The 12097-nt window shown below is 59.1% G+C and carries 12 protein-coding genes, 2 tRNA genes and 2 pseudogenes; 9 read left to right on the top strand and 7 right to left on the bottom strand.

The window, feature by feature from the left end:
• Positions 1–4 precede the first annotated feature (4 nt).
• Positions 5–166, bottom strand: a pseudogene (locus tag CKW13_RS24780) (alpha/beta hydrolase); the annotation flags it as partial.
• A gap of 97 nt (positions 167–263) precedes the next feature.
• A complete protein-coding gene (locus CKW13_RS10340) occupies positions 264–1334 on the bottom strand; it encodes an ABC transporter substrate-binding protein (protein ID WP_095108490.1) in 1071 nt (356 codons plus the stop codon).
• Between the two features lie 315 nt (positions 1335–1649).
• On the opposite strand from CKW13_RS10340, the gene CKW13_RS10335 reads away from it, so the two are divergent.
• The 3 genes from CKW13_RS10335 (at position 1650) to CKW13_RS10325 (ending at position 3826) form a co-directional block, all read left to right on the top strand.
• Positions 1650–2726: a sigma-54-dependent Fis family transcriptional regulator gene (locus tag CKW13_RS10335; RefSeq protein WP_095108489.1), complete on the top strand. Its 1077-nt coding sequence runs from the start codon at positions 1650–1652 to the stop codon at positions 2724–2726.
• A 275-nt stretch (positions 2727–3001) separates the two neighbouring features.
• A tRNA-Cys gene (locus tag CKW13_RS10330) sits at positions 3002–3075 on the top strand.
• Positions 3076–3319: 244 nt separating this feature from the next.
• Complete coding sequence (locus tag CKW13_RS10325; protein ID WP_095108488.1) at positions 3320–3826, top strand: hypothetical protein; 507 nt, start codon at positions 3320–3322, stop codon at positions 3824–3826.
• 7 nt (positions 3827–3833) lie between these two features.
• Here the strand turns inward: CKW13_RS10325 and CKW13_RS10320 are convergent, their stop codons facing one another.
• A complete protein-coding gene (locus CKW13_RS10320) occupies positions 3834–4079 on the bottom strand; it encodes an integrase (RefSeq protein ID WP_095108487.1) in 246 nt (81 codons plus the stop codon).
• Between CKW13_RS10320 and CKW13_RS10315 the strand changes: the two are divergent.
• From CKW13_RS10315 to CKW13_RS10290, 6 genes and pseudogenes are all read left to right on the top strand, one after another.
• A pseudogene (locus tag CKW13_RS10315) lies at positions 4074–4262 on the top strand (phage tail protein); the annotation flags it as partial. The gene CKW13_RS10320 and the pseudogene CKW13_RS10315 sit on opposite strands and share 6 nt — an antisense overlap.
• A gap of 120 nt (positions 4263–4382) precedes the next feature.
• Positions 4383–6164, top strand: a complete 1782-nt coding sequence (locus CKW13_RS10310) for a hypothetical protein (RefSeq protein ID WP_141233969.1) — start codon at positions 4383–4385, stop codon at positions 6162–6164.
• 72 nt (positions 6165–6236) lie between these two features.
• Positions 6237–6770, top strand: coding sequence for a glycoside hydrolase family 19 protein (locus CKW13_RS10305; RefSeq protein ID WP_095108485.1), 534 nt, complete (start codon positions 6237–6239; stop codon positions 6768–6770).
• Positions 6767–7288, top strand: a complete 522-nt coding sequence (locus CKW13_RS10300) for a lysis system i-spanin subunit Rz (RefSeq protein WP_095108484.1) — start codon at positions 6767–6769, stop codon at positions 7286–7288. Before CKW13_RS10305 ends, CKW13_RS10300 begins: the two co-directional genes overlap by 4 nt.
• Before the next feature lie 415 nt (positions 7289–7703).
• Positions 7704–7790 (top strand) — tRNA-Leu (locus CKW13_RS10295).
• 280 nt (positions 7791–8070) lie between these two features.
• The gene (locus CKW13_RS10290) at positions 8071–8379 is read left to right on the top strand and encodes a putative quinol monooxygenase (protein ID WP_095108483.1); all 309 of its coding nucleotides are present in this window, start codon (positions 8071–8073) and stop codon (positions 8377–8379) included.
• Between the two features lie 7 nt (positions 8380–8386).
• Here CKW13_RS10290 and psrA read toward each other — a convergent pair whose 3' ends face one another.
• From psrA to CKW13_RS10270, 4 genes are all read right to left on the bottom strand, one after another.
• A complete protein-coding gene (psrA, locus tag CKW13_RS10285; RefSeq protein ID WP_095108482.1) occupies positions 8387–9499 on the bottom strand; it encodes an iron-containing alcohol dehydrogenase PsrA in 1113 nt (370 codons plus the stop codon).
• A 116-nt stretch (positions 9500–9615) separates the two neighbouring features.
• Positions 9616–10434 carry a phosphonate ABC transporter, permease protein PhnE gene (phnE, locus tag CKW13_RS10280; RefSeq protein ID WP_095108481.1) on the bottom strand — a complete coding sequence of 273 codons (819 nt, stop codon included), beginning with the start codon at positions 10432–10434 and terminating at the stop codon, positions 9616–9618.
• A 10-nt stretch (positions 10435–10444) separates the two neighbouring features.
• Entirely contained in the window at positions 10445–11221 is a 777-nt protein-coding gene (gene phnC, locus CKW13_RS10275; RefSeq protein WP_095108480.1) for a phosphonate ABC transporter ATP-binding protein, read from the bottom strand.
• Positions 11218–12087, bottom strand: a complete 870-nt coding sequence (locus tag CKW13_RS10270; protein WP_095108479.1) for a phosphate/phosphite/phosphonate ABC transporter substrate-binding protein — start codon at positions 12085–12087, stop codon at positions 11218–11220. Before CKW13_RS10270 ends, phnC begins: the two co-directional genes overlap by 4 nt.
• Positions 12088–12097: the final 10 nt, after the last annotated feature.

The raw sequence follows: 12097 nt of genomic DNA, 5'->3' as shown, positions 1-12097 counted from the left end.
CGGCTTACTGCACGCTGGGGTTGCAGAGTGGGGTGATGGGGTGGTCGCTGATGACTTTGCGGGCGAAGGGCACGGAATCCTTGAGGGACGCGTTGACCGTTTCGCTATGGCCCAGGCCTTTGTGCAAGTGGCCTTCGACCACCGAACCGGTCTTGCAGGCGTCAGTTTGCCGGGGACGGCCGGCCGCCTGGGCGGCCATGGACAGCGTCAAGGCGCTGAGGCCAGAGGCCAGGAAGTGGGGGCGTTTCATCGGGATGGCCCTATCAAGGTGTGGTAGTGAGTTGGCCGCGTAGGGCGGGCCAGTAGTCGGTGAGTGCGAGGTCGATCAGCGCCTGATGGGTGTAGCCGGTGGCCAGGGCCTGGCTGATGTCGTAGGGCGCGCGGATCAGGCGATTGGCCAGGGCGTAGGCGCTGAGGGCCTGGTAATGGGCCTTGAGTTGCTGGTCGTTCTTGGGTGCCCAGCGTTCCTTCCAGGCCACCGGGTCGTCCTGGTCGTCGCGGCGCAGCACACTTTCGGCAGTGCCGGCGCGGGAGGAGAGCTGGTAGTAGGCGTCCTGGTTCTGCTCCTGGGAGATCCACCACGCGGCCTTCACCCACGCGGTGGCCAGCAACTGAGTGATGTCCGGGTGCTGTGCGATGAAGCGGTCGGTGCCCCATAGGTCGGAGATCAGCCGCCAATCGTTGGCCCCCTGTTTGCTTGACCAGAGGATGCGGCCCACGCCTTTGTCTTCCAGGGCGTAGGCCTCATTGAGCAGCACGGCGGCATCGACCTTGCCAGCGGCCACCGCTGCGGCGCCGACCTGGGGGTTAAGGTTGGCGATCTTGAAGTCATCGAGCCTCAAGCCCTGGCTACCCAAGAAGTTGCTGAAGGCGAACTCCCACGGGCGGCCACGGTGCAGGGCCAGGCGTTTGCCCTTGAGGTCGGCGATGTTCTTGGCCGTGGAGTGGGCGGGTACCACCAGGTAGATGTTGTTGCCATTGCCGCCGGGCACGATCAGCTTGCCCGGCACGCCACCCGCGCCGGCGATCACCGACGGCAGGTCGCCGCGTACGGCGAAGTCGATGCTGTTGTTGCTGAAACCTTCGTTGATCTGCGGCCCGGCGCCGGCGTGGGGCAGGGCGATCCAGTCCAGCTTGACGCCACGCTCGCTCAGTTGCTGTTGCAGCCAACCTTCCTCAATGACCCGCCCAGCAATCCCGCCGAACACCGGTTTGCCGCCCTGGGTGAAGGCGACGATGGCGATCTTCACCGACTCGGGCGCCGGGGCAGCGACTCCCTGGCCCAGCCAGAGGGCGGCAAGAGCGGCCAGGCTGTTGCGACAAATATTCTTCATGGGACATCCCCTTCAATAACGGGCCGGGTGATCCGGCGTTTGAAGGAGGCAGAGCAGATTGCATGCCAGCGTCTTTTTTATGCGATTAAGTGGCTGTTTTTAATCGGTTTTTATGGTTTTTTCGGGGCGGTCGCTCCAGCCCTGAATGTTGCTCAGTAGGCAGGTGGGTGCTGGCGACGTGTTGCTCTAGCAACACCGTGGATGCTTGAAATCCGTATATCTCCAAATAGAATATGTAAATACTAATTAATAATTATTTAGTCTAATGATCTTCATGCACTATGGATTCCGCGCTTTTACTGCCAGGAATGCACCATGTCCCTCATCACCCATCCCCATGCCCGCGAACTGACCAAGTCGGTACGGGCCACCGTGCTGGTGTTCAAAGACCCGCGGTCCCAGGAGTTGCTGAGCCGCATCGAGCGCCTGGCGCCCAGCGAAGCCAATACATTGATTATTGGCGAGACCGGTACGGGCAAGGAGTTGGTGGCGCGGCACATTCATAAGCTCAGCCGCCGTGGCAGCGAGCCCTTTGTGGCGGTGAACTGTGGCGCGTTCGCCGAAACCCTGGTGGAAAGCGAACTGTTCGGCCACGAAAAAGGTGCGTTCACCGGCGCGACAAGCAACAAGGCCGGGTGGTTCGAGGCGGCCAATGGCGGCACGCTGTTCCTCGATGAAATCGGCGACCTGCCGCTGAACATGCAGGTCAAGCTGCTACGGGTGCTGCAAGAGCGCGAAGTGGTGCGCCTGGGCTCGCGCACGCCGATCCCCATCAACGTGCGCTTGGTGGCGGCCACCAACGTCAACCTGGCGGACGCGGTGGTGGCGGGGCACTTTCGCGAAGACCTGTTCTACCGTTTGCACGTCGCTACCATTCGCCTGCCACCGCTGCGCGAACGCCCCGGCGATATCCTGCCCCTGGCCGAATTTTTCCTTGAGGAACACTGCCAGCGCCTGGGCTACAACCGCGCCACCATGAGCCCCGAAAGCGAGCGCAAACTGCTGGCCCACAGTTGGCCCGGCAACATCCGCGAGCTGGAAAACGCCATTCACCATGCCTTGTTGGTGTGCCGCCACCAAGTGGTGCAACCGGCGGACCTGCATCTGGTGGACATGCGCTCCTCGGGCATTCGCCAGGAACAATCTACTGCGCTGCACACCACCAGTACCGCACCAGCAGACCTGGAGGCGGCGCTCAATGCACTCTTCGAGCAAAACATCCCGGATTTGTACGAGTGCATCGAAGAAACCATTTTTCGCACGGCCTACCGCTATTGCCACGGCAACCAGTTGCAGACCGGGCGCTTGCTCAACATCAGCCGAAATATTGTGCGGGCGCGGCTGGAAAAAATCGGCGAACTTACACGCCCGGCATTGGGTGGCCACGGCTAACGCCGCGTGAGCTTCCTGTGCAAGGTCAAGGCGTTAGCACGCGCGCTCGCGGCAGATCCTGATGCAATAGCCGTGACAGCGCCTTGGGCAAGGAGTTAAATCTTTTAGAATTCAGGGGGTTGCCAAGTCATATGTTCTTCTCCATAATGCCGCCCATCGCTGCGGCGCTTGATTCTAGGCGGCCACAGGATAAGAGTTCGGATCCTTAGCTTGGCTTCTGTATCCCGCTCCAGTTTGTATACGGTTGGTGTGGTTTTTGAGCACCGAACGTTTGAGGCCGAGTAGCAAAATGGTTATGCAGCGGATTGCAAATCCGCCTACGCCGGTTCGATTCCGACCTCGGCCTCCACTCTTAAAAACCCCGTAGATCAATGGTCTACGGGGTTTTTTAATGACTGCGATTTATGATCCCTTCCGCAACTTTTGGGATGCCTTCCGCAACCCCTATCGGATTTAGCTCCGTTCCATTAGCTTTGCGGCACCCGGTGTCAGCGTCTGAGGGCTAGCATCAGAGCCTGCTTATCGTGCGTGACTAAGAGTACGTTCACCCGGTATCTTCGAGTTTTTCCGTGAGTTTTAGGGGGGTGGGGCGAATGGAGAAAAGTAAGATTTTAGGGCTTTTATTTTCTGAGCCGTTTGAAAGAAACACGAAAATCCTTGAGGATCATTTCAACGGTAATGTTGATGAGCTGTCAGCACTCCTTAAGTGCCATTTGTCCGTGGAGCGGAATCTTAGGGATTTTTGCGACGCGAGTGTTCCTAATCCTTCGCATCTCAAAAGATTTCAGTTCGCTCAGGTGCTGAATCTCACAAAGGCCCTATTGGTTGAACCAAAAGGGCAAGATATGGGTTGGATTTGGGGGGCTGTTACTCTTTTGAATGAGCTTAGAAACAGCTATGCGCATGAGTTCGATCCGGATCCTTCGAAAATTCAAGAAAAAAAAGAAAACCTGATGAAGTTGGTAAAACCTCAACTTGAGGGCGAGCCTGCATATAGAGATGCGGAAATTCCGTTTCATGTGTATTTGGGAGTTCTGATCGGTGCGTTATCCGCGTATCTGTACTACGTCGTAGAGACGCGAGCTGGTATCAAAGAATAAATTCAAGTTATTTGGTTGGTTTTACGATCTCGCCAACGCGTCGATAAACCTTTTTGGTCATCTCTTCGGTGCTGTGGCCGAGCAATCGGCTCGCGTGTGTCAGCTCGATCTCGCTGGCGGCTTTCGGGCGAATGTCCTTGAACTGGAACTGGCGGATCAATATGACCAAGGCCGAGTCGCCGTTGGCGCCGGCTTTGATAGCGGCTTTCTCGCGAGCTTCATCCCAGCGGTTGCGCAGCATCTGTTGGCTCATCTCGGCACTTGGAATGCGCAGTTCATGTGGTCCCTCAACGCCGGCGGCCGTCAGCGGGCCGGGCGGCGCTTCGGCGTCAGCTACTAGGGCGAGCGCTTCGGCACCAACCCCGGCAACCCGCTGGAGTGCGTGATACGCCGCGCCGCGCCGGCCCACACCATCGTTCGAATCAATTATGACTAAGGGGTATCGACTGGCCGTTTCGCCCCGAAGAAGGTGGCAAGCGCTAAAGTGCTGCCGCCGCGCCGTGAAAATGATTGGCGGTGTGTTATTTTGCCAGCCTAGTTATTTGGCGGAACGGCGATGAAAAGGAATTTTGTTTCGAGCAACCTTGCAACGGCTCTAGTGGCAGGGGCAACAGCTTGCATAGTGATAGCACTACTTTGCAGCTTCACCCTGAACTGGACACATTGGGAGATATATGCGTTCGTAGAGCCAGGGGCTTTAGTTCCAGGGGCTTCGATTGGGTCTCTATTCCCATTTCAGTCATTTGACTGGGTAGTGCTTGATGGTTATGAAAGGACTCGCTTTCTTTCAAGTTTTTCGAATGCTCTAAATGTCAAGCTTCGACTGTTGATGTCGCAGTATGCTGTTCTTCATCCAAGTGCGTCCATTATTTGGCCGTTACTGCTTGTCGCGACTCCGATTTTTTTGTATAGGGCGGTAAACAATCTCACGGAGTCTAGGGTTTCAGGGTTTATAGCTGCCACGCTTATAGTGTGTTCGTCTGGTTTGCTTTCGGGCGTGCTCATGTTGTTTCATATGGGAAAGCCATTGTCGCTATTCTTTGGCGTTGTATTGCTCTTTCTTTTGAGTGTTCTGGTTAAGCGTCAGCAGGAAGAAGAGTTGCTAGCTAGGAAAGATACTGGTCTCTATGCTCTTGCCTTTATCGTGCTTCTAGCTCTATTTAGCTCTGATGAGTCAGGTATTGTCATTGCGGCTGGAGTGTCTTGCTTCGCACTTCATATTGCCCGCAGCAAGCGCGGGGCTATTATCTACTTGTTAGGGGGCGCTTCAGTTGTCGCGTTTGCGCTCTGGAGCTTTTTGATTGCACCGATGGTAGTTGATGCAGCTGGGTACGGGCCATTTGACGTAGTCGCCGCCTCAACGCGCTTAAAGGCGGGCGCTCCTCAGTTCGCTGGTTTTTTGTATTCCCCGGGGATGTTGTTTTGGAACTATGGTGTGTTTCTTGGTGATGCGATTCTACCGGGGCATTTATACCTGACCAAGATGCTTGGACCTCCTAGTGCGTATATGCCTTGGATGGATCAGGTGATGAATGGTGGCGCGTCATGGCCGATACCAGCCCGGTTCAATACAGGGTATTTGATTCTAGCTATTTTGATGTTCGGCGCTATAGTTTTTTTATCTCTGGCGCTGATGGCACTCAAAATTAAAGGGCGGCTCCGGATTGTATTTTTTGAGTCCGTAGCGTGCTTTTTGCTGGCAGGTGCAGGGCTGACTCTTTTGAATCAGCACTATCTTCTATCGTCTCACTACTATGGAGCGGTAATGGCGCTACCAGTCTCCGTGATGATTGGGTGCCTTTTTACTGAATCAAAGAGAATTGCCCCGGCTGTAGTGTTTGCCATGCTATGTGCCGCAGGCATTATAAATGCCGTACAGGGAGATCTTCTCTGGAGAACCCAGGGTGGTTTCAACTTGGCAGCTGGCGAAAGACATTCTCGGGCTGAGCTCCAGGCGATCTGGGGCGGTTCAGCTACAGAGTGGAAGTGGGCGCAGGCACACCGAGAAACCAACTATGCAGCTGTTCATATCAGAAGAATTGAAGAGTTTCTTTCCGCTCAGGGCATAGACCGCAACAAGGTTCGTATTGCCTACTTGGCAAAGGAGCCGCCGACGCCAGGTGTGCGCGATGGATTCATGACGATACTTTTTGGCAATGAGCTGTACGACAAGGGAGACCTGAAGTTTCTGATGCGGGAGCGCTGTGAGCTTTGCATTAGGGTTTCATCTGGTGGCGTTCAATGGGTTGAGCTCAGGTCGGAGCGAGCCCGGGCCCTTAACCTTCCTCCTGAGCTTTTAGATAAGGTCAGAGAGCAAACAAGTCCTGACCCAATTTAGCTGTCGAATTTTTAGCGTCATAATTCAACCGAACCCAGCCTTGGCTGGGTTTTTTTCACCTGGAGAAAAGCAATGCCCATCACCGCGCAGCAACTGCTGCTGATCCTCCCCAACGCCGGCGCTAAAGCCGGCGTTTTTGCACCTGTCCTCAACACCGCCATGGGCAAGTTCGGCATTGTCACGCCCGCGCGCGTGGCAGCGTTCATTGCCCAGATCGGCCATGAGTCTGGCCAACTGCGCTACGTGCGCGAGATCTGGGGGCCAACCAAGCAGCAGGCCGGCTATGAGGGCCGCAAGGATCTGGGCAACACCGTCCAAGGTGACGGCTCCAAGTTCCGCGGGCGGGGCCTGATCCAGGTTACCGGCCGGGCCAACTACGCGGCGTGCGGTGAAGCCCTGGGCCTGGGCCTGCTCAAGTGCCCCGAGTTGCTGGAGGAGCCCCAGCACGCAGCCATGTCGGCGGCGTGGTTCTGGCATCGGGCGGGGCTGAACACCCTGGCGGATGCTGGCAGCTTCGACAAGATCACCAGCAAGATCAACGGCGGCCAGAACGGCGCGGCGAATCGCCGGGCGCTGTACGCGAAAGCGCTGACGGTGCTGACATGAATCCCGCCACCTGGCGCCTTGCTGGCTGGGCGGCGCTGATCCTGCTGCTGATGGCTGGCAGCGGGGCGGGCGTCTGGCAGGTGCAGGACTGGCGCTACGGCAAGCGGCTATCGGATCAGGCACTGGCCCACGAAAGCATCCTGGGCACCCTCAGCAATGCCGCAGCAACCCAAGCCCGCGCCGAGCAGGACAAACGCCTGGCCCTGGAGCAGCGCCTGGCCGACAGCGACCAACTCCACTACCGGGAATTATCCGATGCCCAGAAAAACCAGACTCGCCTGCGTGACCGTCTTGCTACTGCTGATCTGCGGCTGTCAGTCCTACTCGACACCGCGGATTCAGCCAGTGGCTGCGCAGTGTCAGCCGATCCCGGCGCCGGCGGCGTGGTTCATGGAGGAGCGCGCGCCCGACTTGACCCAGCGCATGCTCAACGAATTATCAGCATCACCGATGCCGGCGACCAAGGATTGATCGCGCTGCGGGCTTGCCAGGCGTATGTGAGGGAGTTGAGATGGTAGGGAATTGATGACAGAGGCTCATTCTCGGGATGTCTGGTCTGGGGGCGGAAAACTTCCGCAACTCCAAACCACCCGCCCGGCCCGCGTGGCCCGCGTGGCCCCGAGCTCGGCATGAAACGCTGGCTTGCGGAACCTTTTCGGTGCTAAGCTATTGAAATTAAGCATATTTATAGTGGATTGCAAATCCGCCTACGCCGGTTCGATTCCGACCTCGGCCTCCACTCTAAATAAGCTCCGTAGATCTATGATTTACGGAGCTTTTTATTTGCTTCGGCAAGTGGGATTTTGTTTTGAAAACGCTGTCGCCCAGCTTGCTTCGTAGGGGCTGGATGTATATATTTCTCCCCCTGCTGCATGGGTAAACGAGCGAGCTGGTGGTTATATCCAGTGGGCTTTTTACTCAACTCGCGCTACCGCCCGAATGGCGAAACTGGTAGACGCATGGGACTTAAAATCCCCCGCTCGTAAGGGCGTGCCGGTTCGATTCCGGCTTCGGGCACCATGAATATCAAGGGCTTGCATGAGAAACCTCGTGCAAGCCCTTTTGGTTTTCCCTCCCGCAACAGGCGTTGCCCTGCAATTCCCTCCTCCAGCTTTACGTCGCTCCAAGGCGGCGAAATCTTTGTGTGGCCCTAAAAGCGTCGGTTTGGGATGGGCTGAAGCATTTTCATTTTTTGATTGAAAGTGTTGGTGCATTCTGCGGGTTTTTATTGCCTGGCAAGAAGACGAGGATGATGCCCGTGTGATCGTTCAAATAATGTTGATTCGCGGGAGGTGTGTTCATGAGTTCATCCAATAAATCGCTGGTATCCCTGGCCGTGCTCAAGGCCAGGGCCGGTCGGCAGGAGGCGCTTAGAGAGGCGTTGTTGGCACTGGTTGAGCCAACACGGGCTGAACCGGGCAACCTTGACTACGTGTTGTTCGAGCTGCGCGATGAGCGTGGCACCTTCTATATGCGTGAGGCGTTCGAAGATCAGGCAGCCCTTGATGCGCACTTTACGATGCCCCACTTCCAGCGTTTTGCCGCCCTGGCCGAGGACTTGCTGGCTGCGCCGCTGCAACTGATCTTCCTTGAACCCGTGTCGAACTAGCGCAAACTCACGCACCCCGGGGTGTTTCGCTGCGGGCCAGGCGCCCGATGAAGTTTTTGCCGCGCGCGCCTTGTAGGGCGAACGTGACCATGGCTTGGGAATCGGCGGCCGTCACGCCGTAGTCGGCGAATTCGGTCTTGACCCCCAGTTCATGGAGAAACTCACGCAACTGGCGCTGGGCCTGGTCCAGGTCCGGGCCGAACACCCGTTGCAGGGTGCGGTCCCGGGTCGCGTCATGGCCCCAGGCCAGGCCGAGCACCAGCGGTAGGGTGAACGAACAGGCGATGCCATGGGGCAGGCCATGGCGCAGGGTCATTTCATAGGAAATGGAATGGGCCAGGGCGGTTTTGGTGTTGGAGAACGCCAGCCCGGCCTTGAGCGCCGCCAGGGCCATGCGCGAACGCAGTTCCTGGTTGGCTAGGTCATGGCGTAGTAACGGCAGGCATTGGAGGATGTCCTCGATGGCCGCCACGGCAAAAGTGTCGGAGATTGGGTTGGCGTTGACGTTCCAGATCGACTCCAGGGCGTGGGACAGTGCGTCGAGCCCGGTGGAGACTGTGACCGAGGCCGGCACCGTGAGCATCAACTGCGGGTCGATGATGGCGATGCGGGGCCAGGTGCACTCTAGGTGCAGCGAGTATTTTTTCTGGCTCAGGGCGTCCCAAATGGTCGCCCAGGGTGTTACTTCGCTACCGGTGCCGGCGGTGGTGGGCACCGCGATCAGGGTTTTGCAACGGGCCGGCACAAAAGGCTGGCCGCTGGCCAACAGGGCCAGCAGTTCATCGAAATGACCGGATTCGGTACCCACAATCAGCGCTTTGGCGGTATCGATGGCGCTGCCACCGCCCACGGCGACCACCACGTCGCAGTCGCCCGCCTGCTGCCAGAACCGTTCATAGGTGGCGCTCAACTGCGCCACGTCCGGGTTGGGTTGCACATCCTCGATCACGTACACCAGGCGTTCGCCCAGCAGCTGCGCAAGGCGCTGCACCAGGCCCAGGGCCCGGGCTTCGGGGAAGGTCACCAGGGCCACGCGTTGATGGGCGGTGATGTCGGCCAGTTCCAGCAGGCTACCCCAGCCGAAACGGGTATCAACCGGGTTGTGGAATCGAGCGGTCATGGCGGGTCCTTTATTGTTGTTGGTGCAAGTGGCCCCATCGCCGGGGGCCGACGACAACAGCTCACATCGATCATTGGCAGTCTTGAATCGGCCCGGCCGAAACGGCGCACGCCGGTTCAATGGCTGGCACCGCGCTGGATGGCGTTACGCAGCCGGCTAGAGAGCGCGTCGGCGAGGATCACCATTACGGTTATGACGAGGATGCAGGTGGCGGTCTCCTGGTATTTGAACAACTTGAGGCTGCTGACCAGCTCAAACCCCAGCCCGCCGGCACCGACCATGCCCAGCACGGTGGCCGACCGCAGGTTGACCTCGAAACGGTAGAGCACCACGGCGATCCACGCCGTGGTGACTTGCGGCAAGACGCCGAACACGATCACTTGCAGGGGCCGCGCGCCGGTGGCCTGGAGCGCCTCGATGGGGCCCTGGTCGATTTCCTCGATGCTCTCGGCAAAAAATTTGCCGAGCATACCCAGGCCGTGCAACGCCAGGGCCAATACGCCGGGAAAAGGCCCAAGACCGACGGCGGAGACGAAAATCAGCGCCAGGATCAACTCGTTGATGCTGCGGGTGAAGTTGAGAAACTGCCGCGTGGCATGGAACACCAGGCGATTACGGCTCAGGTTGCGTGCCGCCAGGAACGACAGCGGAATGGCCAGCAACACGCCGAGCAAGGTGCCCCAGATCGCGATTTGCAGGGTTTCCACCGCCGGGGCCAGCAACCTGGGCAGGATGCTCAGGTCCGGTGGCACGGTGCGCGCGAGAAAATCACCGATCTGCGGCAGGCCCGAAGCCAGTTCCCCGACGCTGAGCTGCGCGCCCCGGGCACTCCAGTGCAGGATCATCACCACCGCGAGCACCAGTGCGCCGGTGCCCAGCCAGCCACGTGCGCCCTGGGGCAGCGCGACGGTCCAGAGATAGTTGTGCGGTTTCATATTCAGCCCCTCAGTTCGCGCAGTAGGTCATGGCAGGCAGTGGCGCCGCAGGCTGCACAGGCTGGCCTGGATAGATGCGTTGCAAATCGGCTTCGCCCAGGCCTTGGGGGCTGCCGTCGTACACCAGGCTGCCGTGGGCCAGGCCGACAATCCGGTCGCCGAACTCCCGGGCGTATTCGACCTGGTGCAGGTTACACACCACGGTGATGCCCAGTTCGCGACTGGCATCGCGCAGGTACTGCAACACCAGGCGCGCCGTCTTGGGGTCCAGGCTGGCCACCGGTTCGTCGGCGAGGATCACCTTCGGTCGTTGGGCCAGGGCGCGGGCGATGCCCACGCGCTGCATCTGCCCGCCGGACAGCGCATCGGTGCGTTGGTGGGCCTTGTGGTCCAGTTCGACCCGGGCCAGGCATTGCATGGCCAGCTCGATATCCTCGCGGCGAAACAGATGCAGCACCGAGGCCAGGGTCGAGACTGCGCCAAGGCGCCCGGTCAGTACGTTTTTCAACACGCTCAGGCGCGGCACCACGTTGTGGTGCTGGAAGATCATTGCCACCTGTTGGCGCAGCAGGCGCGGGTCGGCGCAGGCCAACGCATCGATGCCCGCCACCTGCAAGGTGCCGGAGTCGGCCCGGGCCAGGCGATTGATACAGCGCAGCAAGGTGGACTTACCGGCGCCGGACTGGCCCAGCACCACCACGAATTCGCCGGCATCCACCTGCAGGTCGATGCCGCGCAACACCGGGTTGCTGCCGAAGTGCTTGGTCAGTTGGCCGATGCGGATCATTTCATCCTCCGCAAATCGAGATCGAGCACCTTGGCGGTGTCGCGAACCACGTCATAGGCACCATCGTGGGTGGGCTGGAAACCGTCGAGCACACCCTGGTCGCCCCACGGCACGTCCTTGATCGCTGCCAGTGCAGCAGCGACCTTGAGTTTGAGGGCCGGGTCCAGGTCCTTGCGCCAGACCATGGGCGACTCGGGAATTGCCCGCGAACTCCACACCTGTTGGAAGTCGTCCTGCTTGACCACGCCTTTGGCCACGGCGCTGGCGAAAATCCGGTCGGCCACGGCGGCGGCATCCACCTTGCGGTTCTCCACGGCGAGGATGCTGGCGTCATGGGAGCCAGAGAAAATCACCCGGGAAAACAGTTCGGCAGGGACAAAACCGGCCTGCTCCAACCCGGCCTTGGGAAACAGGTGCCCGGACGCGGAGCTAGGGTCCACAAAGGCAAAGGTTCGGCCCTTGAGGTCGGCCAGTTCACGGATGCCACTGTCCTTGCGCGCCAGGATCACGCTCTTGTAGGCGCTTTGCCCGGTTTTCTTGGTCACGGCCACGGCGAACGCCTCGACCTCGGCCACTGAGGTCGCCAGCACGTAGGAGAAAGGGCCCAGGTAGGCGACGTCGAGCTTGCCGGCGCGTAAGGCTTCGATAATGCCGTTGTAGTCCGTGGCGACAAAGGGCACCACCGGCATGCCCAGTTGCTGTTCCAGGCTACTGAGCACTTGCTTGCTGGATTCGATCATCGCCTGGGAATCCTCGGAGGGAATCAGGCCGATGGTCAGTTGATCCTTGGCAGTCGCCACGCTGGCCGCACCCAGGGACAACAGGGCGAGGCTGGCGACACGCAAAAAACGGGAGACAGGTTTCATGGCATTCCAG

Source organism: Pseudomonas sp. Irchel 3E20 (genome assembly GCF_900187645.1).
GTDB lineage: Bacteria > Pseudomonadota > Gammaproteobacteria > Pseudomonadales > Pseudomonadaceae > Aquipseudomonas.
Note: the sequence above shows the minus strand (reverse complement) of the source record. Positions and strands in the feature narration are given on the sequence as shown.